This is a genomic window from Caballeronia sp. BR00000012568055, assembly GCF_029439455.1.
Lineage (GTDB): Bacteria > Pseudomonadota > Gammaproteobacteria > Burkholderiales > Burkholderiaceae > Caballeronia.
This window is the reverse complement of sequence record NZ_JAQFVG010000335.1, coordinates 20,673-42,634: the sequence shown is the minus strand read 5'-3', so window position 1 is coordinate 42,634 and position 21,962 is coordinate 20,673. Positions and strand designations below refer to the sequence as shown.

At 60.2% G+C, this 21,962-nt stretch carries 20 protein-coding genes; 5 read left to right on the top strand and 15 right to left on the bottom strand.

Features of this window, described 5'->3' with window-relative positions; translation table 11 throughout:
- From P7F28_RS28765 to P7F28_RS28710, 12 genes are all read right to left on the bottom strand, one after another.
- On the bottom strand, positions 1-1,254 hold a 1,254-nt coding region (locus P7F28_RS28765; protein WP_277188251.1), incomplete at its 3' end, for a type VI secretion system Vgr family protein.
- A 223-nt stretch (positions 1,255-1,477) separates the two neighbouring features.
- Positions 1,478-1,816 carry a helix-turn-helix domain-containing protein gene (locus P7F28_RS28760; protein ID WP_277188250.1) on the bottom strand — a complete coding sequence of 113 codons (339 nt, stop codon included), beginning with the start codon at positions 1,814-1,816 and terminating at the stop codon, positions 1,478-1,480.
- Positions 1,816-2,982, bottom strand: a complete 1,167-nt coding sequence (locus tag P7F28_RS28755; RefSeq protein WP_277188249.1) for an FAD-binding oxidoreductase — start codon at positions 2,980-2,982, stop codon at positions 1,816-1,818. Before P7F28_RS28755 ends, P7F28_RS28760 begins: the two co-directional genes overlap by 1 nt.
- On the bottom strand, positions 2,979-4,367 hold the full coding sequence (locus P7F28_RS28750) for an NAD(P)/FAD-dependent oxidoreductase (protein ID WP_277188248.1): 1,389 nt from the start codon (positions 4,365-4,367) through the stop codon (positions 2,979-2,981). Before P7F28_RS28750 ends, P7F28_RS28755 begins: the two co-directional genes overlap by 4 nt.
- Positions 4,352-4,666, bottom strand: coding sequence for a (2Fe-2S)-binding protein (locus tag P7F28_RS28745; protein ID WP_277188247.1), 315 nt, complete (start codon positions 4,664-4,666; stop codon positions 4,352-4,354). The genes P7F28_RS28750 and P7F28_RS28745 overlap by 16 nt, the downstream gene beginning before the upstream one ends.
- Positions 4,663-6,498: an ABC transporter ATP-binding protein gene (locus P7F28_RS28740; RefSeq protein WP_277188246.1), complete on the bottom strand. Its 1,836-nt coding sequence runs from the start codon at positions 6,496-6,498 to the stop codon at positions 4,663-4,665. Before P7F28_RS28740 ends, P7F28_RS28745 begins: the two co-directional genes overlap by 4 nt.
- Positions 6,495-7,415, bottom strand: coding sequence for an ABC transporter permease (locus tag P7F28_RS28735; RefSeq protein WP_277188245.1), 921 nt, complete (start codon positions 7,413-7,415; stop codon positions 6,495-6,497). The genes P7F28_RS28740 and P7F28_RS28735 overlap by 4 nt, the downstream gene beginning before the upstream one ends.
- Entirely contained in the window at positions 7,412-8,368 is a 957-nt protein-coding gene (locus P7F28_RS28730) for an ABC transporter permease (protein ID WP_277188244.1), read from the bottom strand. The genes P7F28_RS28735 and P7F28_RS28730 overlap by 4 nt, the downstream gene beginning before the upstream one ends.
- 67 nt (positions 8,369-8,435) lie before the next feature.
- Positions 8,436-10,061: an ABC transporter substrate-binding protein gene (locus P7F28_RS28725; RefSeq protein WP_277188243.1), complete on the bottom strand. Its 1,626-nt coding sequence runs from the start codon at positions 10,059-10,061 to the stop codon at positions 8,436-8,438.
- A gap of 57 nt (positions 10,062-10,118) precedes the next feature.
- Positions 10,119-11,393 (bottom strand): FAD-binding oxidoreductase, encoded by a 1,275-nt coding sequence (locus P7F28_RS28720; protein ID WP_277188242.1) that lies wholly within the window; start codon positions 11,391-11,393, stop codon positions 10,119-10,121.
- A gap of 25 nt (positions 11,394-11,418) precedes the next feature.
- Positions 11,419-12,087, bottom strand: a complete 669-nt coding sequence (locus P7F28_RS28715; RefSeq protein ID WP_277188241.1) for a haloacid dehalogenase type II — start codon at positions 12,085-12,087, stop codon at positions 11,419-11,421.
- A 176-nt stretch (positions 12,088-12,263) separates the two neighbouring features.
- Complete coding sequence (locus P7F28_RS28710) at positions 12,264-13,742, bottom strand: aldehyde dehydrogenase (protein WP_277188240.1); 1,479 nt, start codon at positions 13,740-13,742, stop codon at positions 12,264-12,266.
- Between the two features lie 230 nt (positions 13,743-13,972).
- Here P7F28_RS28710 and P7F28_RS28705 point away from each other — a divergent pair, with 230 nt between their 5' ends.
- A complete protein-coding gene (locus P7F28_RS28705) occupies positions 13,973-14,845 on the top strand; it encodes a GNAT family N-acetyltransferase (RefSeq protein ID WP_370467426.1) in 873 nt (290 codons plus the stop codon).
- A gap of 82 nt (positions 14,846-14,927) precedes the next feature.
- Here the strand turns inward: P7F28_RS28705 and P7F28_RS28700 are convergent, their stop codons facing one another.
- Entirely contained in the window at positions 14,928-16,097 is a 1,170-nt protein-coding gene (locus P7F28_RS28700) for an NYN domain-containing protein (RefSeq protein ID WP_277188239.1), read from the bottom strand.
- 70 nt (positions 16,098-16,167) lie between these two features.
- Positions 16,168-16,728, bottom strand: coding sequence for a TetR/AcrR family transcriptional regulator (locus P7F28_RS28695; protein WP_277188238.1), 561 nt, complete (start codon positions 16,726-16,728; stop codon positions 16,168-16,170).
- 296 nt (positions 16,729-17,024) lie between these two features.
- Here P7F28_RS28695 and P7F28_RS28690 point away from each other — a divergent pair, with 296 nt between their 5' ends.
- Together P7F28_RS28690 and P7F28_RS28685 are read left to right on the top strand one after the other, a co-directional pair.
- On the top strand, positions 17,025-19,319 hold the full coding sequence (locus P7F28_RS28690) for a transglycosylase domain-containing protein (RefSeq protein ID WP_277188237.1): 2,295 nt from the start codon (positions 17,025-17,027) through the stop codon (positions 19,317-19,319).
- Between the two features lie 211 nt (positions 19,320-19,530).
- Positions 19,531-19,713 carry a CsbD family protein gene (locus P7F28_RS28685; protein WP_277188236.1) on the top strand — a complete coding sequence of 61 codons (183 nt, stop codon included), beginning with the start codon at positions 19,531-19,533 and terminating at the stop codon, positions 19,711-19,713.
- A gap of 78 nt (positions 19,714-19,791) precedes the next feature.
- Here the strand turns inward: P7F28_RS28685 and P7F28_RS28680 are convergent, their stop codons facing one another.
- Positions 19,792-19,983 (bottom strand): hypothetical protein, encoded by a 192-nt coding sequence (locus P7F28_RS28680; RefSeq protein WP_277188235.1) that lies wholly within the window; start codon positions 19,981-19,983, stop codon positions 19,792-19,794.
- Between the two features lie 441 nt (positions 19,984-20,424).
- On the opposite strand from P7F28_RS28680, the gene P7F28_RS28675 reads away from it, so the two are divergent.
- Both P7F28_RS28675 and P7F28_RS28670 read left to right on the top strand, forming a co-directional pair.
- A complete protein-coding gene (locus P7F28_RS28675; RefSeq protein ID WP_277188234.1) occupies positions 20,425-20,883 on the top strand; it encodes a zinc-finger-containing protein in 459 nt (152 codons plus the stop codon).
- Positions 20,884-20,925: 42 nt separating this feature from the next.
- Positions 20,926-21,390 carry a hypothetical protein gene (locus P7F28_RS28670; RefSeq protein ID WP_277188233.1) on the top strand — a complete coding sequence of 155 codons (465 nt, stop codon included), beginning with the start codon at positions 20,926-20,928 and terminating at the stop codon, positions 21,388-21,390.
- Positions 21,391-21,962 lie beyond the last annotated feature (572 nt).

Sequence of the window (21,962 nt, the reverse complement as noted above, 5' to 3'; positions counted from 1 at the left end):
CGGACTCCATTCGTCCAGATCGAACGGCATCGTCGTGACGTACAGGCCTTTTTCGGTTACGTAGCCATAGGTGTATTTTCCCGGCGAATCGATTCGCGCCGGGAGAATTCCTTCGATCTTGGGTCGCGATATCGTCTCGATACTCGTACGCCACTTCCGGTCCGCCGGAATCGCCCGGAACGAACACCAGTACGAGGTGCGCCGACCGCCGCCAAAGCGGATAGACGTCACCAGCAGTCCGTGCGGCGCGTCCTTCGGATTGACATCGAGATTGACCGCCTCGCCCACTTCCAGCGAGAAAGGATTGCCCCGCAACCGGTAGCTGATCTGCGTGGCCAGATGCGCCTCGTGACGCAGACGCGCGATTGCCTTGCCCTCGTCGCGCGTCTCGTAGTGTTCGCCCCAGGTCGAATCCACGCCATCGGTGGTCTTGTCCGAGGGCGCGGCGTTCGCATCCACCAGCAGCGACACGTCCGCCTGCCGATGGTTATAGTCATTCAACTGAATCGCTTCGGGAATGCGTTGTGTGATGGTTCTGAGTGAACGAACCGATTCCGCACCGGCGCTTTCCAGGCCCGAATAGAGACGGAATGGAATAACGCGTCCTTTTCGCGCATAGGCATCCAAATCATCGCCGAACACGATGACAGTTCGGTCACGCTTCTGTTCGAGCCGGAACCAAACGCCCTCTTCCGCACACAGTCTTCTTATAAAATCAAAGCTCGTCTCGTGATACTGAGTCACGTATTCGTGGCGTTTATATTTGCCGCGAAGTTTTAGAAAATCAAAATCGACGCCCAAACGATAGCCATAGTGGCGCAATACGTCGGTGATAATTTCGATGTAATTTTGTTTCTGAAATAGCCGACTTTTCCTTGCCCGGTCCAGTTCAGCGACCTTTGGACGCAGCGTGACGCTATAGCGGGTTTCATCGGCGGACGTACCGATTTTTTCGAACGCTTCAATTACGCCATGCGTCGAGAAGGCCTTGGGCATCGTGCTGAATTGTGCCGCCCGCTCGCCATACATTCGAGCAAGGTACGCCGCGTCTGGATCAACGGGCTCGATCGTGAAGTTTGCGGGCCGGCCAACCACTTGATCCATCCCGATGTCCGAATCGGGACTGGTGAATTCAATGCGGTACTCGTACAGGCTGCTGATATCGCTCTTGGCACTAAAGCTGGACACCGATATCGCAGCAGGCTGTGGCTTGATCGTCAGGCTGTAAGCCTGCGTCGGTAACACCATCGACATGCGAGAGACTCCCTGCTGAACTCGCGCTGTCGCCTTGCTAAATACCGGGTGGATTCCTGAGGCGACCGCGAACGACACCCCGCAAATGCGCATCTCCACAAATACGGGCCAAAACGCCTCGATTGTGGCCCAAATCTTCAATGCATGGAGTTATGAATCGATCGCAGTGCGTACAATTAAGACTTTTCCGATCTCGGTTGCATCGATTAGATATATTGACGATCTAAACCGCCAGCACCGGCGTTGCACTCCGCTTCAAAAACGCACTCGGCGTCATCCCACACAGCCTTTTAAAATGCCGCGCCAAATGACTTTGATCAAAAAATCCAACCTCAGTCGCCACAATCGCGCCCGGCACACCCGCAAGCAATAAAGTCTGCGCCCGCCGGATGCGCAACTCACAAAGATACTTATAAGGCGACGACCCGACCTGTTCCCGAAACACCGTCGCAAACCGCGACACGCTCAGCGCTGATAAATCCGCCAGTTGCGCAAGACTCACCGTCTGATCGAAATTCGCTTCGATAAAGGCGAGCGCATCGCCGAGATTGGTTTGATTCATCACGATGTCTCGGACGTAGCCGACTCCGCGCGCATCGGCACGGAATTCAAGAATCGACGGATGGAAAACGAATCGAGTGGGATCGGCGTGCTGCCCGTATCGAGTAATTCGGCGAGAGTTTCGCCTACGCCCGGCCCGATCTGAAAGCCCGAGCCGCTGAAGCCGAACGCATAAAAAAGACCATCCACTTTCGAACTCGGGCTAATGATCGGCTCCGAATCCGGCAGATAACTTTCCACACCGCTCCACACGCGAATCAAGTTCAGCGCACCGAGCGCGGGCACCATGCGGCAGAATTGCGCCACTTGCGCGACCGTGTTTTCCGGCAGCACGGAAGCACGTCGAGTGGCGATATCCGCAATGCCGGGCGGCCCGCCGCCGAGCACGATATTTCCGCGCGGTATCTGCCGGAAATACACGCTTTCCGCTTTGTTCGATGTGTACACGCCCATCGAATCTTTGAAGACATAAGGCACGGGTTCGGTCACCGCCATTTGCGGGCCGCGCGCGACCAGCGGCACGGGTTCACCTAACTCAGTCGATAAAGTATTGGCCCATGCGCCCGCGCAAATCAGCACTTGTTCCGCGCGATACACCGTGCCCGCCGCGCTCTCCACGCGAAAGCCGCCCGCTTCTTTTTCCACGCGCACCACTTCGCAATTCTCAACGACACGAGCGCCCGCACGCGCCGCAGCGCGCCCGAATGCAGGCGCAGCGAGTCGCGGATTCGCGTGGCCATCGAGTGGAGAAATCGATGCGGCCAACACTTCGCGTCCGAGAAACGGATAACGCCTGAATAAAGCCTCGCCTTCGAGCACTTCGAGATCGAGTCCATGATCGCGCGCATCGTTAGCATAACGATGGAAGTATTCTGCGTCATGTGCGTGATAGCACACGCGCGTATGTCCCGATGGCAGGAACTCCACGTCTTCACCGAGCAATTCACGCGAATGTCGCCACGTTTCCATCGCGCGATTCGACATCGCCAGTTGCGCGAGCGCGCGTCCTTGCCGACGCACGCCGCCGAAGTTCACGCCGCTCGCCTGCTGCCCGGTCAGGCCGCGTTCGAGCAGGATCACGGAACGCTTGCGTCGGCTCAGAAAAAACGCAGTCGTCGTGCCGACGATGCCGCCGCCGATCACGATCACATCGGCGCGATCGTTCATTCGCTCGTCTCCTTTTCTTCTTGCGATGCAAGCGACATCGGTAAAGGTTTGACGGGCGCTTGTCCGCGCAACCGACCGACCGCTTCGAGCGGCACGCGCGCTTCCGCCGCGATCACTTCCGCGCCGGCATGCGCGCAGAAACGCCCCTGGCATCGGCCCATGCCGACGCGCGAAAACGCCTTGGCGCGGTTCGCTTCCTTCGCGCCCATTTCGTTGACCACGCGGCGGAGTTCGCCTGCGGTGATGGCTTCGCATCGGCAGACGATGGTATCGTCCGGCAACGCTGCGGCGAAGCGCGCAGGCCACGGAAACGCGGCGCGCAAGCCAGCGGCAAAGCGTGTGAATCGCGATAACTTGCTGCGTAATGATTCGGTTTCCGAAGCATCGACAGCAAGTCCCAGGTCGGCCAAGGCAGCACAAGCCGCCAGCTGTCCCGCGCATTCCGCTGCATCCGCGCCGCGCACGCGTGCGCCATCGCCTGCGACGTAGACGCTTTTTATGCTGCTGCGGCCATCTTCATCGACGGAGGGAATCCATTGCTGCAGGTCCTGATCGAAGCGGAATTCACAGCCCGCAAGATCGGCGAGTTGCGTTTCAGAACGCAGGTGATAACCGAGCGCGACGGCATCGCATTTCACTTCGAGCGTCGAACCATTCGCAAGCGTTACCCGCACGCCCTGAACGCCATGCTCCGGCGTGCCATCGATCGAAACCGGCGTGATACCGCGATGCACCGGCACACCCGCGCGCTTCAGCACGCTCATCAACGCGATGCCTTTTTTCAGCGTCGAAGGAACGGCAAGCAACAACGGCAACGCGCGCACACGCTGCATCAACGTCGATGTATCTAGCACAGCCGCGACCGTCGCGCCTGCTTTCACATACTGCGATGCGACGAGATAAAGCAGCGGCCCGCTGCCCATCATCACGACGCGCGATCCGATCGCGCAACCCTGCGATTTCAACGCGACCTGCGCACCACCCAGGCTATACGCGCCCGCATGATGCCAGCCCGGCACCGGCATCAGCCGATCCGTCGCGCCGCTACAAATGATTAGCTTATCGAACGAAATCTTTCGATGCCGTGTGCCCTGCACCACATGCACCGCATTCGGTTCGATATTCCACACGAGCGTCTCGGGCACAAAGTCGATCTGCGCGCGCAAAGCATCGAAGTCCTGATGAAGCTTCATGGCGCGTTCGGCCTCGGTGCCATACAAAGCCTCATAAGACCGCTTGAAATCCTCAGGCTGCCGTCGATAAATCTGCCCGCCATCCCTTCGGCCTTCATCGATAACAACAGCCCGCAAGCCCGCCTGCACGAGCTTTTGCGCCGCGCGCACGCCCGCCGGTCCCGCACCGATCACGATTACACGCGCGGCCATACGCCCTCCGTTGCCAGTTCCAGCCGCGTGACGATCGACATGCCTTCGACCGCTGGCGTCGTGCATGCGCGTACGCGTTCGCCCTTTGCCGTCCACACCCAGCAGTCCTGACACGCGCCCATCACGCAGAAACCGGCGCGTCGGCCATCGCCGAATTCGGAGTCGCGCAGCGTGTCTTGCGCAGTGAGCAACGCGACCATCAGCGTGTCGCCTTCCAATGCCGATGTGCGTTTTCCATCGATCAGGATATCGAACGACTTGCGTCCTTGTTCCGCGACTCGTACGAAGCGTCCGTTCATGCTGCCACCGTTTCCATGCCCTGCATGCGCATCAAATCTTCGGCGGGGTGGTGACACAGAATCTCCGCGCCCGACGGCAGTTTCTTCTTCGACGGCGGCGTCACATTGCATTTTCCGTCGATACGCGCCGCGCACCGCGAACGGAAGCTGCACAGTTCCGCCACTTCTCGATCAGGACCTATCGCAGGCAAGCTCGCCAATGCAGAAGCGCGTCGCGTATCGAGCCAGCCGGGTTGCAGCGCGGGCACCGAATCGACCAGCAAACCCGTGTACGGGTGATACGGCGGATGCGAAAGCGCATCGCGCTGGCCGGCTTCCACGCATTGGCCCGCGTACAGCACGATCACTTCATCGCAGATGGCTTTGACCGTCGAAATATCGTGGCTGATGAACATGTACGACACGCCGAGTTCGCGGCGCAATTCCGCGAGCAGATCGAGGATCGCGGCCCCGACGACGGTATCGAGTGCGGACGTGACTTCATCGCAGAGAATCAGTTCGGGTTTCGCGGCGAGCGCACGCGCCAGATTCACGCGCTGCTTCTGTCCGCCCGACAAGCCAATCGGCTGACGCTTCGCGATCGATGCAGGCAGTTTCACCAGATCGAGCAATTCCAGCATGCGCTTCTGCGCCGCCGCGCCGCGCAGACCGTGATAGAAATTCATCGGCCGCGCGAGAATATCGGCGATGGTGCGGCTCGGATTCAGCGCGGTATCGGCATTCTGAAACACGATCTGCACACGACGATACTGATCGAGCGTGCGCTCTGACAGCTTCGCGGGCAACGGCTTCCCGTCGAGCAGCACATCGCCGCGCGCGCGATCCACCAATCCCGCGACCACCCGCGCCAGCGTCGTCTTCCCCGATCCCGATTCGCCGATCACACCGAGCGTCGCGCCACGCGCAATCTTCAGGCTCACATCGTCGAGCACGCGCACGGCGGGCACGCCTTTGGCATCGATCTTTCCGTAACCAGCGCTCAAGCCGCGGATTTCGAGCAGCGGCACTTCACGCGCGGCATCGGGTGCGCAGAGTTCGAATTCAGGTCGGCGCGTAGCCGACACCAACTGACGCGTGTAGTCGTCGGCGGGCGCATCGAGCACTTGCGCGGTCGCGCCGTTTTCGCGCACGCGTCCACCATTTAGTACGACGATACGATCTGCCATCTGCGCCACCACGGCCAGATCGTGCGATACATAAACGGCCGTCGTGCCGAGTTCGCGCACCACGCGCTTGAACGCCGCGAGCACTTCGATCTGCGTGGTCACATCGAGCGCGGTGGTCGGTTCATCGAACACGACGACAGCGGGATCGGTGATCAGCGCCATCGCGGCCATCAGCCGCTGCAACTGCCCGCCCGATACCTGATGCGGATAACGCGCGCCGATGGTTTCCGGCATCGGCAAGGCCAGCGCGCGGAACAGACCGATCGCCTTCTCACGCGCGGCGGCAGGCGACATCAGTTTGTGCAGCAACGCCGGTTCGGTCACCTGATCCATGATCGTGCGCGCCGGATTGAAGCCCGCCGATGCGCTCTGCGCGACATACGCGACCGTGCGCGCCCGCAACGCGCGACGACCTTTTTCATCGAGCGACAACACATCGACATCGCCGATCTTTACGCTGCCGCCCGCAATCGAACAGCCGCCGCGCGCATGACCCAACAGCGACAGCGCGATCGTCGTCTTGCCCGATCCCGATTCGCCGATCAGCGCCAGCACTTCGCCCTTTTTCACCGAGAAATCCACGCCCTTCACGATCTCGACGACCGCATCCGGCGCGCGGCCCGCGACCACGCGCAAGCCCTTCACTTCGATCATATTCGTCGTCATTTGCCGCCTCCCTGCGCTGCGGCGACATGGCGGCGCAAGCTATCGATAAGCAGATTCACGCCGACCGTCAGCGTCGCAATGGCGATGGCGGGCATCAGCACCGCAGGCGCGCCTTCCGCCAATCCGCCGATGTTCTCGCGCACCAGCGATCCCCAATCCGCGTTCGGCGGCTGCACGCCGAGGCCGAGAAAGCTCAGACCCGAAAGCAGCAACACGATGAACACGAAGCGCAAGCCGAAGTCCGCGAGCATCGGATGAATCATGTTGGGCAGCACTTCCACGCGCGCGATATAAAACAGCTTTTCGCCGCGCGCCCGCGCCACCTGCACGTATTCGAGCGACATGATGTTGACCGCGAGCGAACGCGAAATACGGAACGCGCCGGGAATATAAGCGAGCGCGGCGACCATCATCAGCATCGGAATGGAGGAGCCGAAGGCGGCCACGACGACGAGCGCGAGAATCTTGCTGGGGATGGAGATCAGCGCATCGAACAAACGGCTGAGGATTTCATCGACCCATTCGCCCGATACAGCCGCCAGTAGTCCGAAGAATGTGCCGATGCAACTCGCCAGCACGGTCGCCGCCAACGCGAGACCGACGGTGTATTGCGTGCCGTAGAGAATGCGGCTCAGCATGTCGCGGCCGAGATAATCGGTGCCGAGCAAGTGCGCAGCGCTATACGAGCCGAACACTTCCGTCGATGTAAAAGCCCCCCCCTTGTACGGCGCAACCACCGGCCCGATAAGCGCGATCGCCAGCCAGAACACGACGATAAGCAAGCCGATCAGCCCGAGCACGGAGAAGCGTCGAAGGAGGCGCTTGAAGAAGCCTTGTCGCACCGCCGGCGTCGATGCGTCTTCGTCGTCGCTTTCGTAGAACACGGTGGAGGCGTGAGGATTGACGTTTCGGTTCATCGTTGACGCAGCCTCGGGTTGGAGACGATTTGAGCCAGATCCGCGATCAGCACGAGCACGAGATACGCCGCGCAGAACACCATCACGCAGCCTTGTACGAGCGGGAGATCGCGGTTGGTGACGGCATCGACCATCAGGCTCGCCAGGCCCGGATAATTGAAGATCGACTCGACGATCACCACGCCGCCGAACAGATACGACAAACTCAGCGCGACCGCATTGGCGATCGGGCCGATGGTGTTCGGCAGCACGTGGCGCAGGACGATGCGCATCGGCGAAGCGCCTTTGAGCAAGGCCATTTCCACATACGATGCGTTGAGCTGATCGAGCACCGCCGCACGCGTCATGCGCGCCATCTGCGCGACGATCACGCAGCACAGCGTCATGACGGGCATTGCGTACGTCTTGACCAGTGCGCCGAACGAAGACACATCCGACAGATACGACAGCGCCGGCAACCAGCGCAGCTTCACCGCGAAAATCAGCACGGCGATGGTCGCAACCAGAAACTCCGGCACGGCGACCGTGGAAAGCGTCAGCACATTCAGCGCGCGGTCGAGCAGCGAACCGCGATACATCGCCGATGCAATACCGATGAACAAGGCCACCGGCACGGACACCAGCGCCGTCAATCCGGCCAGCACCAGCGAATTCGGCAATCGCGTCGCGATCAGCTCGCGCACGGGCAGATTGTTCGACAGCGACGTGCCGAAGTTGCCGCTCACCACATGCACCAGCCATTGCACATAGCGCGAAATGGCCGGCTGATCCAGACCGAACTGATGGCGAAGCGCCGTCACCTGCTCGGGCGTCGCGGCTTGTCCCAGCGCTTGCTGCGCGGCATCGCCGGGCAGGAGTCCGGTAATACCGAACACCACCATCGACACCAGCAGCAGCGTGAGCAGCGCGAGACCAAAGCGCGCGGCGATGAGTCGTTGCGCGTGAGCTTTCATCGGATATCGCCTCCTTCTTTAAGACGCGCGCCGCTCAGAACGCAGCGCGCGTCGTGAACCACGGAGATCAGGCGTCGAGCCAGACGTTTTCCGCGAACATCCAGCCCATCAGGCCAGCCAGCGGAATGCCGCCCAGGCCTTTGAGCTTGCTGGTGTGCGCATCGAGCGAACTCTGGAACATCGGAATGCCGATGCCGCCGTCCGTATGCACGAGTTCCTGCATATCGCCGTAGATCTTCTTGCGCTTGGCGTCGTCCGGTTCGCCGCGTGCCGCGACCAGCATTTGGTCAAACTGGGCGCTTTTCCAGTTGGCTTCGTTCCATGGTGCATCGGATTTGAAGAACTGCGTGAAGATCACGTCCGCGCTCGGGCGCGCGTTGATGTTGCCGAAGCCGAGCGGATGCTTCATCCAATGGTTCGACCAGTAGCCATCCGACGGCACGCGCGTGACTTGCAGATTGATGCCCGCTTGCGGCGCGACCTGCTGCATCAGCACGGCCATTTCGACCGAACCTTCGGCGGCGGGCGATGCGTAAAGCTGGATCGGCGTGCTGCCGAGTTTGGCTTTCTGGAAGTGGAATTTCGCCTTGTCCGGATCGAAGGCGCGTTGCGGCAAGCCGGCCATGTAGTACTTGTTGGACGGATCGATCGGCTGATCGTTGCCGATCGCGCCGTAGCCACGAAAGATCGTCTTGCGCATCTGCTCGCGATCCATCAGATACGTCATGCCGCGCCGGAAATCCGCATTGCCGGTGATGCCGCCGTCATCGCGCATGATGAGATCGGTGTATTGGCCGGTCTTCGTTTCGAGCACGTTGAAACCCGGCGTGCTTTTGATGCGCTCCGTCGAACGCGCGCTGACGGCGTTGATGAGTTGCACGTCGCCCGACATCAGTGCGTTGACGCGCGCGGGTTCATCAGCAATGCCAACGAGTTCCACTTCGTCCAGATGCGGCATGCCTGGTTTCCAGTACTTCTCGTTGCGCACGCCGACCGTGCGCACGCCCGGCGAGAATTCCTTGACCTTGAACGGGCCGGTGCCGATGGCGGTTTTGAAATCCGTCGTGCCGTCCTTGATGATGAGGAAGTGCGAATCGGCGAGGATCACGGGCAGGTCGGCGTTTGCGCCGGACAGCGTGATGGTCAGTTCGTTCGGGCCGGTGACCTTCACTTCCTTGAACTGATCCGCGAGCGTTTTCGCTTTCGAGCCGATCGCCGGATCTTTGTGGCGCATCAGCGAGAAGACCACGTCTTGCGGCGTGAGCGACTTGCCGTCGTGGAACTGCACGCCGCTGCGCAGCTTCACGACCCACACGGTCGCGTCCTTCGTATCGAGCGATTCGGCCAGCGCCATTTTCGCGCCGAGATGATTATCCAGCTCGGTCAGGCCGCTGTAGAACATGAAGGCGCGCGCGTAGTCGGTGCCGAGTGCGCCTTTGGCGGGATCGAGGGTATCGGCGGCGGAGGAGGATTGCGTCGCCACGCGAATGCGTCCGCCCTGCTTCGGCTTGTTCGCTTGTGCGAGCGCTGCGCCGCTCGTCGTGAGCAGGCCCGCGCCGGTCATCGACATGAGTCCGCCTGCGGCCATCGCGCGAAGGACGCTGCGACGCGACGCGCCTTTGCGTGTCAGTTCTTCCAGACGCGTGCCGGCATCGGCATGGGCGGCTGCTTCAGTCGTTCGATCGATGCTCATGGACTTCTCCGCTAGAGAGGGGCGTTATAAGTAGGTCGGCGGTTTTTCAGAACCGCTTCAATAGAAAACGTCTTTGATCGAGTAATACGCGCCGACGAGCGGCAGAAACCACGGCTTGCCCGTGTGACCCGGAATCGCGGGCCAGTCGAAATCGCGCCACGGATTCGCGGCCGCGTTGCCGTTCATCACCTCGGCCATCACCTGGCCCATGTGCGTGGACATTTGCGTGCCGTGGCCGCTGTAGCCCATCGAAAAATAGATGCCGTCATGCTGGCCTGCGCGGGGCAGGCGATCGGCGGTGATATCGACCAGACCGCCCCAGCAATAGTCGATGCGCGCATCGCTCAGGCTCGGGAAAATGGACGCGAGATTCGCTTGCAAAATGCGACCGCTTTTGGCATCGGACGGACGCTCGGACGCGGTGAATCGCGCACGTCCGCCGAGCAGCAGGCGCGAGTCGGACGTGACGCGAAAGTAGTTGTGCATCAGCCGACTCGTGGTGTACGAGCGCCGATTCGGCAAGAGTTGATTCAGTTGTTCAGCAGGCAACGGTTCCGTCACGATGATGAACGAGCCAACCGGCGCCAGCCTGCGCCGATACCACGCGAACGGACCATGTTTCGACGGCCCTGTTGCGATCAACACCTGATTCGCGCGCAACGCACCGCGCTTCGATTCGATGCGATACGCGCCCGCTTCCTTCGCAATCGCCGTGACTTCGGCATGCTCGTACAGCCGCGCACCCTGACGCACCGCAGCCGTCGCCAGACCCGCAGCGAACTTGCCCATATGCATCTGTCCGCCGTGCTTTTGCAGCAAGCCGCCGTAAAAGCTATCCGACTGCACTTCGCTGCGAACCTGCTCTTTATTCAATACTTCGATATCCGAATCAACTTCACGCCGAATCAATTCAGCCGTCTGCGCGATATGCTCCAGATGATGCGGTTTGGCCGCGAGCTTGAGCTTGCCCGAGGCCAGATAATCGCAATCGATCTGTTCTTCGCGAATCAGACGTTCGACGGTTTCGACCGCCGCCGCATACGCGCGATAACACCCTTGCGCACGCTCCACGCCAAGCTGCGCACGCAGCGCCGCATAATCCTGCGCGACGCCCGTATTGCACTGACCGCCGTTACGTCCCGACGCCCCGCCGCCGATGCGTCCGGCATCGAGCACCGCGACGCTCGCGCCGCGTTTGCTCAGAGCCAGCGCCGCCGACAAACCCGTGAACCCGCCGCCGATCACGACGACATCGGCCTGACCATCGGTCGGGCCTTCGCATGTCGGGAGCAACTGAGGCGCGGTATCGAGCCAGTAGGAGTCGAGTTTCATCGGCGGTTTCAGTAGCGGTAAAAGATCAGAGACCGAGCTGCGATGCCAGATCGCCGATGGTGTCGACTTCGTAATACTCGTAGTACGGCGTGCCCGGCTCGTGGCCGCGCTTGACGAAAGCCTTGTGCTTGATGCCCATATCGTGCGCGGTCATCAGGTCATAACGCAGGCTCGACGACACATGCAGCACGTCTTCCGGATTGCAATTGAGTTGATCGAACATGTACTCGAAGCCCTGCATGCGCGGCTTGTACGACTGCGCCTGCTGCGCCGTGAAAACTCGATGGAACGGCGCGCCGAGCTTGTCCACATTGCTCTGAATCTGATCGTTCGATGCATTCGACAAAATCACCAGCTTGTACTTCTTAGCCAGTCGCGACAGACCTTCCGGCACGTCCGGATGCGGGCCCCACGTCGGCACGGCGAGGTAATACTGTTCCGCTTCCGATTCCTTGAATTCGATCTTCATACGTTCGCACGTACGGCGCACCGAATTGACGATCACATCGCGATACGGCTTCCATGCGCCGAGCACTTCATCGCGGCGATAGCCCGAGAAAAATTTGACGAACTGTTCGAGGTCGTCGCCTTGCAGACGGTCGCCGTACATTTCGCGGGCCATATCGGCCATGCGGAATTTCGTCAGCGTTCCGTAGCAATCGAACGTGATGTACTTCGGCTCGAAATCGATCATGGTGTCTGTCCTGTCGTGTGAAGATTCGGTGGCTTGAAAAAATCGCGCGTGGCGATGGCTTAGGAAAATTTAAACAAGGCAAAAATGCCGGCTTGCGTTGAATGCGTGTCGTGCGGCCACATAAGTCATGCGTTTTGAGGCATCGCTGCAGCAGAAAATGCGGTCTTGGTTTTGGCTTAGCTTTTTGTATCGATGAGGACGCTTTTGAAGCGCAGATTGGCTTCGTAAGCCTGCTTACCCAAATCTTTGCCGATGCCCGAGCGCTTGTAGCCGCCCGTGGGAATCACGAAGTCGCTGGTGCGGCCGTATCGATTCACCCAGATCGTGCCCGCTTCGATGCCGCGCACCATGCGCAGCGCGCGGCCGATATCGGCGGTATGCACGCCCGCCGCAAGTCCATACTCGGCGTGCGATGCGAGCGCGAGCGCCTCTTCTTCGGTATCGAACGGTTGGACGGTCAGCACGGGACCGAAGATTTCATTGCGTACGGCGTCGGTTTCGGGCGTGACATCGCAGAGCAAGGTCGGTGAATAGAACGCGCCCGGTGTCGATGCGTCCGCGCGCTTGCCGCCGAATCGCAAGGATGCGCCGCTGGCGATGCTGCGCTGAACGATCGTGTCGATACGCTGCGCCTGCGGCTCGGAGATGATCGGCGGCAAGCTCGTCGCGGCGTCCCATGTCGGACCGGCTTTTAGTTCGCTGAACGCCTGCGCGATGCGATCTGTCAGTTGATCGGCAATGGCGCGTTGCACCAAGAGACGCGATCCCGCCACGCACACTTGTCCCGCGTTCCCCGTGATCGCGCCCGCAATGCGCCGCGCGACTTCATCGAGTCGCGGTGCATCGGCGAAAACGATTTGCGGGCTTTTGCCGCCGAGTTCCAGCGTGACCGGCTTGGTGCCCGTTTCGGCGCACGCGGCCATGATCGCCGCACCGGTGCGCGTCGATCCGGTGAACGTGACTTTCGATATGCGCGGGTGACGCACGAGCGCATCGCCCGTAATGCGGCCATCGCCCTGAACGATATTGAAGATGCCAGCGGGAACGCCCGCTTCGATTGCCAGTTCCGCAAGCCGCAACACCGAAAACGGCGTCATTTCCGATGGTTTCAGCACGACCGCATTGCCCGCCGCGAGCGCGGGCGCGATCTTCCACGACGCCATCACCAGCGGAAAATTCCACGGTGCAATCGCGCCGATCACGCCGTACGGCTCCGCGATCGTCATGCCCAGATGCCGATGATCCGTCGCCGCCACTTCGCCGCCGATCTTGTCCGCGTATTCCGCATAAAAGCGGATGCCCTCGGCGGTGAACGGCACGTCCCAGTTGAAGGCATCGCGGATCGGGCGCGTGGAGCCGAGCGCTTCGAGCGGCGCGAGCGTGGCGGCATCGGCGGCGACGAGATCGGCAAACTTTCGCAGCACGCGGGCGCGGTCGCGTGGCGCGCGGCGTGCCCAGTCGCTGTTGCGGAAGGCATCGTATGCGTTCTGCACGGCGTAATCGATCATCGCTTCGTCCGCGATCGGAACCGATGCGTACGCCACGCCATCCGAAGGCCGCGTGACTTCAATACGCGACGCGCCTGCATCGATCAATTCGCCACCGATGAAATGCCCGCTTCTGATAGCAATGCTCGCGGGATCGAAACGGTCCATATGCGTGAGTCTCCGAATGCGTTGGCCTGATCTAAATCGTAGGTCCGAAGACGCCGCATATTTCGCCGACAAAATTGCCGATTCAGCAGATCGTGCGGTTTCGCGGCATGGCGACTGGCGGTTTTGCGTTGCACCACTATTCACAACGCACGGCAGGAAGATCGTCCTAGCCACGCGCGCTGCGTAATGTCAGGATCGGGGTAATTGTCGAAAGCTTCGAGGAGGCCTGCGTGCCCGACTCAATCCAGAACGAGGTGGTCGAATACCGGGCGTTCACGTCCGACGACATCCCCGCCGCGCATGCGCTGTCGATGTCGGTGAAATGGCGGCATCGCGCGGACGATTGGCGCTTTGCGGCGCGGCTCGGGCGCGGGCTCGCTGCGGTTGCGCAGAACGGAGAGCTGGCGGGCACGGCGCTCGCGTTCGAGTTCGGTGCGGAGGCGGCGACGGTCGGTATGTTTATCGTGTCGCCGGAGCATCAGCATCACGGCATCGGGCGCGGGTTGCTGACGCGTTTGATGGATCGGCTCGGATCGCGTTTGCTGCTGGTGCATGCGTCGGAGGATGGCAGGCCGCTGTGTGAATCGCTGGGGCTCGAGCATCTCGGCACCATTCATCAGCATCAGGGCGCGGCGTTTCAGCCGCCGCTGGTATCGCTGCCGCCGGGCGAGCGACTGCGGCCGATCGGCGCGAAGGATACGCCGCGTCTGGCCGCGCTGGCATCGCGTGCTGGCGGGCTGGATCGCACGGAGTTGATGCCTGCGCTGCTGGATGTATCGAGCGGAATCGCGCTGGATCGCGATGGCGAACTGATCGGCTTCGCGCTGTTCCGACGCTTCGGCGACGGTCACGTAATCGGGCCGGTAGTCGCGCCCGAATCGGCGGATCAAAACCGTGCGAAGGCACTGATCAGCTATTGGCTCGCGTCGAACGCTGGCATGTTCGTCCGCGTCGATACCCCCGCGCGGTTCGGTTTATCGTCGTGGCTCGAAGGACTCGGCCTGCCGCTTGTCGATACCATCGAGCAGATGGCGCTCAACGGCCCGCCACCTGCGGATGACACGCTCAGACAGTTTGCGCTGACGAGTCAGGCGGTGTGGTAGGCAAGCGTGTTTATCTGGATGCCTAACTAAATATCGCTGCCTGAAGCGTCCAAAAAAGAAACGCATCAGGCAGCGTGTGACATCACGCGTTGTTTTCTTTCTGCGGCTGCGCGGCCTTGCGCGAACGGCCCGTGCGCGATGACGATTTACGCGCCGGTTTCGGTTTGGCGGGCGCACTCGCTTCTTCCGGCGCATCCGCCGCTTTCGGCGATTCCGCTGCGGCTTCGAACAACATCGCTTGCGGCATTTCCGGCGCGCTTTCTTTCTTCGCGGATTTCTTGCCCGCGCTCTTGCGTGCACGTCGCGGTTTATCGACCGGCTGCGACTGCGGCTGCGCTTGCGCCTCCGCTTGCGGTGCTTCTTCAACCACAGGCTCGACCGGCTCAGGCACCGCCACCACGTCAGGCTCTTTCGATTCGACCATCACACTGACCGATCGCGCACGCGACACGAACGATCCGTTCTTTTCATCGCGATCCACTTCGAGCAGACCGCGCGCCTGCGCTTCATCGAGCAGATTGCCGAATGCGCGAAAACCGTAGTGCGTCTCGCTGAAACCCGGTTTGCGACGCTTGATTGCGCTCTTCAATACCGACGCCCAGATCTTGTCGCTCTCGCCTCGCTCGGAAGCCAGCGCCTCGAACGTCTCGACGGCAATCGCAATCGCCTGCGACTTGCGCGCTTCGTTATCCTGCTTCGGCGGCTTCTCGCTATTCGACGGACGCTTCGCATCGCGTGCTTCACGCGTCTCGCGACGCGCCATCGAACGTTGCTGCTCGCGTACCAGATCGTCGTAGAAAATAAATTCGTCGCAATTGGCGACCAGCAGATCCGATGTCGAATTTTTCACGCCCACGCCAATCACTTTCTTCGCGTTCTCGCGCAGCTTCGACACCAACGGCGAGAAGTCCGAATCGCCGCTGATAATCACGAAGGTATCGACATGCGACTTCGTGTAGCAAAGATCGAGGGCATCTACGACCATGCGGATATCGGCCGAATTCTTGCCCGACATACGCACATGCGGAATTTCGATCAATTCGAAACTCGCTTCGTGCATGGTTTTTTTGAAAGCCTTATAGCGCTCCCAATCGCAATAAGCCTTTTTCACGACGATGCTGCCCTTCAGAAGCAATCGCTCCAGAACGGGCTTGATATCGAACTGATCGTATTTTGAGTCGCTGACGCCGAGCGCGACGTTTTCGAAGTCGCAAAACAGCGCCATGCTGACGCTTTCCTGAGCTGCAGGCATTCACCTCTCCAGACGGATGTGCACATTGATATGCGCACATGATAGCCGCTTGGGTGTCCAGCGCCCGGAGTTATGCGCCCGGCTCGTCGAGCGTGCCGAGCACGGTATCCAACAGTTCCTTCGATAGTGACGCATTCGCCTGCGCGCTCGCGCGTGCGAGGATCAAAGCGCCGACCATCATCGACAACGTGGTCATCGCGTGTTCGCGACCGTCCAGGCGCTCGGTGAAGGCATCGATAAACGATTCGATGCCTTGCGTCATGGTCTCGGCGACCGGTCCCGGTTTGCGCGCGGCATCGGCGGCGAGCGCGGCAATCGTGCAGCCGTTGCCTGGATCGTCGCGATACGCCTCGGACAGATATCTGCGGCGGAACGATGCGAGCGGCTGATCGCCGTCGTCATCGAATCGCTTCAGCAGATCGAGGCTTTTCTTGAACGCGTGTGCGCACGCCTCGGCCGCGTAATGATCCTTCGACTCGAAGTGACCATACAGACTGCCATGCGTGAGACCTGCTTCGCGGGCGATTTGCGCAACACCGACGCCATCAAAACCGTGCCGGCGGTATAGGCGTGATGCCGCGTCGAGCAACGCGATGCGATTGAGCTCGGCCTGTTCTTTCGATACCTTCATTGAACTCTCAGTGTGCCCCGCGTCTGTGCGCCGGGGTCTAGGTGGACGCGTCCAGTATATCGGACGAAAAAGATCGTAAAGATGTAAGTAATTTGTACCAAAAATGTTATTTTGATCGGTTCGGTCAAAATTGCTGTTTTGCGCACGTTTGAAGGCGCGGTCGAAGGATCGGAAGAAACCACAGTCGCTTTGTAAACTTACGTTACGATGCAGGGTTTTCCATCTTTGGCCTTCGCCGTTCCGTTGTGACTGCGTCCGAATTCAAAGCCTTTTTTGCAGGGTTACGCGCCCGTCTCATGGTGTGGCTGCGTCCGCATCTCAGACCCCGCTCGCTGCTCGTCCTGCCTGCGCTGTTCCTGCTCTACGTGCTCGTGTTGATCCCGTTCACGCCCGGCATCCGCGATCTTCGCCGCGCAAAAGTCGATCAGCCCGCCCAGATCTATTCCGCCGATGGCAAGCTCCTCGCCGAGTTCAGGCCGACGCATCGCGAATGGGTGAGTCTCAAGGAAGTGTCGCCGCAAGTGATCGATGCGCTCATTTCCACCGAAGACCGTCGCTTTTACGAGCATCACGGAATCGACTGGCGGCGCACGGCATCGGCGGCGCTGCATACGTTTTCGGGCGATCGGCAAGGCGGTTCGACGCTCACGCAGCAACTCGCGCGCAATCTGTATCCGGAAGATATCGGCCGTTCGCAGACGCTCACGCGCAAGCTCAAGGAAGCGATCACCGCATTCAAGATCGAAGCGGTGTATTCGAAGAGCGAGATTCTGGAGACGTATCTGAATACGGTGCCGTTTCTGTACAACGCGTACGGCATCGAAATGGCGGCTCGCACTTATTTCGATAAATCCGCCGGGCAACTCGACGTGCTCGAAAGCGCGACGCTGATCGGCATGTTGAAGGGCAATAGCTATTACAACCCGGTGATCAATCCGGAGCGCGCGCTGGCTCGCCGCAATATCGTGCTGGGTCAGATGGTGCGCTTCGGGCATCTGCCGCAAGCGAAGCTCGATGGTTTGCAAAAGCGGCCGCTGCGTATCGACTTCGAGCGGCAGACCGAGGAGCCGGGCCGCGCGCCGCATTTCGCGCAGCAGTTGCGCAAGTGGCTCATCACCTGGGCCGATGACAACGACTTCAATATTTATTCCGATGGTCTCGTCGTGCGCACGACCATCGACTCACGTCTCCAGACGATGGCGACGCAGGCGCTGGCTTTGCAGGGCAATCAGTTGCAGGGAATCGCGAATGCGGCGTGGGGCGGGCGCGGCGGTTGTGTGAACGCGGACGCCGATTTGGCCCATGCGTTTATCCGCGAGACGAGCGATTACCGGAGCCTGCGCAACAGCAATTTGAGCGATGCCGATGCCATCAAAAAACTGAGCGCGGATCGCACCTTCATGCAGGCACTGTGCGAAAACAAGACGCGCGTGCAGGCAGCGTTCGTCGCGCTCGATCCGCGCAGCGGGCAGATCAAGGCGTGGGTCGGCAGCCGCGATTTCACGCAGGATCCGTTCGATCACGTGCAGCAGGCGCGTCGTCAGCCGGGATCGACATTCAAGCCGTTCGTCTACGGCGCGGCCTTCGAGCGCGGCGCGCAGCCGACCGATACGTTCATCGACCAGGCTGTCGAGATTCCGATTCGCGGCGAGGAAATCTGGCGTCCCACCGACGACTACGCGCCGACCGGCCGCCCCGTCAGCCTGCGCGATGCGCTCGCGTTTTCGAAGAACCGCATCACCGCGCAACTGATGCAGTCGGTCGGACCGGCGCGCGTGGCGCGGCTCGCGCGCAATATGGGCGTGCGCGAAAGTCACCTCGACGAAGTGCCGTCGCTGGCGCTGGGGACGAGTCCGGTGACGCTGAAGGAAATGGTGTCGGCGTACGGGACCATCGCCAATGACGGGAATCACATGGAGCCGCTGCTGGTCACGCGCATCGAAAACAAGGACGGCGATGTGCTCGCGCAATTCGAGAGCACGCCCGAGCGCGCGTTGTCGGTGAGCGCCACGCACAAGCTCGTCGATGTCATGCGCGATGTGATCAACCGCGGCACCGGCACGGCGATCCGCACGCGCTTCGGGATTCGCGCGGACGTCGCGGGCAAAACCGGCACAACGCAGGACAACGCCGACGGCTGGTTCATTCTGATGCAGCCGCAACTGGTCGCGGGCGCGTGGGTCGGTTTCAACGACAGCCGCGTCACCTTGCGCAGCGATTTTTGGGGACAAGGGGCGCATAGCGCGTTGCCCATCGTCGGCGACTTTACGCAGCGCGCGTTGCGTTCGCATTTGATCGATACGCGCGAGCGCTTCGACACGCGCGAAACACCAAGTCCATGGCAAACAATGGTGACGCGCGTGAAAACGTGGTTCGCGGAGACGTTCTCGAAAGCGCCGAAGCCGAGCGCGGCGAAGCAGACGGCAGCGCCGAAACGTGCGCCCGTGAAACGCGCGCCGGCCGAGCCTGCTGCGGAAGTGACGGAAGAAGAAACGCCACCGCCGCCAACCTTCACGACGATGCCGCCGATTTTGCCGTCAGCGTCTTCGGCACCAGCGGTATCGGCATCGGATTCCAGCGTTGCTCAGTGACAACATTTCACAAATTCAGGCTAATCGGATCGATCAGGGTTTATACTGAATTTGTCTCCTCCATGTCTTCACTTGATATGGATTCGAAGCCCGCACACAGCGGGCTTTTTTTTCGTCTGCGTTTTTCGCGCAGATCGCTCTCAGGTCCACGTTTTGCTGATATCCAATCGTGGCGGCAACGGCCCCCACGCAATCGATAAGGAGGCTCACCATGAACAAGGATCAAGTCAAGGGTACCGCCGAAAAGGTGAAGGGCAAGGCCAATGAAGCTGTCGGCAAAATGACCGGCGATACGGCTCAGCAAGTGAAGGGGCAAGTGCAACAAGGTGCTGGCGAAGCCCGCAAGCAATTCGGCGACGCCAAGGAAGAAATCAAGAAGGACCATCAGCGCTAAGGCGCTTCTTCGGTGGCAGCGCCGGCTTCCGGCGCTCCCCTCTCACGTGTGGCCGCTGCCTGCGGCGGTCACACGCTTTCAATTCCCTTGATAGATATTGCAGCTCAGGCCGGTGACACATGCCGACGAGGTTCCGCTCGTCCATGTCGATTGAGACATGCCGCCCGCGCGAGTCATCGTCGATGACGTGCCGCCATAGCTGGACGACGTCGTATCGGACTGCATGCTCTGCGCGTTTTGTTGCGGCATGGTGGTTTGGTCGGGTGCCATTTGCATATCTTGTGCGAATACCGTGCTGCTCAGTGCGAGCATCCCGGCGGCCAATGCGGCCAATAGATAACTTGCTCTCATCGTCATCACCTCTTAGAACGTGTTGCTGACGCACGCCCGCGATGCCTGCGGCAGAACGTGGCTCGACTATGCTGCGATGTGCGGTTCGATCGGCTGATCGTGATCGAACGCTACGTGGGGAGAGTCATTCGTCTCCTGAAGTGCGTAGGCTCCGTACGCACTTACACCCTATACCGTCACACGCCGAAGTAAATTCCCACCTATGTAGGTACGCGCCTGGTGCGATTCTTCAATCCGATGCTGACGCTTCGCTATCCGAATTATTATTGCGCGTAAGCGCGAGACCAACGAACGTTCGCTCATTCGCGCTTTGCTATATTGAGTTTCCTAACTGCGAGAGAAACGAGCGAGAGAGCGGACATGCGTGTCGGTCGCCCAGTCAAAGCCCTGCCCCATCCGAATTGCGATTATTGCGGCGCGCCCGCGACCCTCGCGCGGGCCGGCGACGAAATCTATCCGTATCGCGACAATCACGGGTCACTGTGGATATGCGTGAATTGTCAGGCGTGGATCGGCGTGTTTCCACGCAGCACACGTAACGTTCCGCTTGGTCGTCTCGCCGATGCGCGGCTTCGTGAGTTGAAGGCGAAACTGCATGCGATGCTGGAACCGCTGGCTCAGGCAAAAGTCCGGCGCGACGGCTGCTCGATCTTTGAGGCGCGGGCAAAAGGGCTGAAGTGGGTCACGCAGCAGATCGGCGCGGAGTTGGCCGAAAAAGGCTCGATCCATTCGCTCGATGCCGAGCAATGTGAAGGCGCGATTGCCATTATCGAACGATTCGAACAAGAAAGAAGCGGATACCCTTCAGATTCCGACTGAGTTGATCGTTAACGCATCAAGATCAACTTCAAGATCGGTAGCATGTCACGCACTCTACTTTTTAAGCAGTCGCAAAAGACGACCAATGCGCAGTTTTCCAAAGCGCAGCTTCTTCCTATTCCTCGTGCAGTCGCGAGTGAGTTGGCGCTTCAAGCGCATCTCTCTTTGCAGGCGCTGCGGGCGGGCGCGACGGAAATCGAACCCGCGCAACGCGTAACGGAAGCCATGCTTTTGGCGCGGTTTCTGTCAGAAGCCGGTCACGGCGATTTTTCCGCGGATGCGTTAGCGAGTGCTGATCGCGTCATGGCTGCGGTTTTTGATGGCGGGCGGGCGTCGGGTGTTTGGACGCTGCCGGCGGATGAGTTTGAGAATTTCGCAGCGATCGTGTCGCTCTACGATTATCAGTTGCGACGGGCGAGTCTTGGCGCGTTGACCGTGGCGAGTGAGCGTTTGGACCGGTTCAAGGCGGGTGAGCCTTGTCAGGTGGCGCATCGGCGACGGGCTTAAGGCGTATCTGCTTCGCTTGAGCGATTCAACCGCTGGCGTGTCGTTCGATACGGTCAAGGTTTCGGTTAATACGCCTGGCGGCTTTGGTCGCTTTTAAGCCGTATTTCGACCAGTTTCGGCGACGCTTCGCGAAATCTCCGTTGCTTTTCCGTGAAACAACTTCATGTAAATGGTGCAACTTGCTGATTTTACGACACAAAAGCTGAAGCCGTTGTTTTTCGCGCATGTTTCACGCCCGGTTTCCTGATCGACGTAGCTAAGCTTGTTTCGCGCCAACGATCTTGCCAGCGCAACGCTGTTCGATGATTCTGACGGCCACTGCAATGCTCGCGTTTTGCAGCTTGCCCACATCGTTTCCGTGTCTCCAATGGAGACACTTGGCTATCTTCGAGGTGTATCCATATTCCATGCGATGCGGCGGATAGCCTTGGCAACTTGTCTTGATCGCTTGCATTTCGAACGCAGATCATCGCTTGCGAACCGAATGGGTTCACCCATTTGCCGACTTTTTGGATTCGATGCGGCCGCGCAAATTAAGCGGAGGCAATAGAAGTCGTAAATGCTTTTAGTGT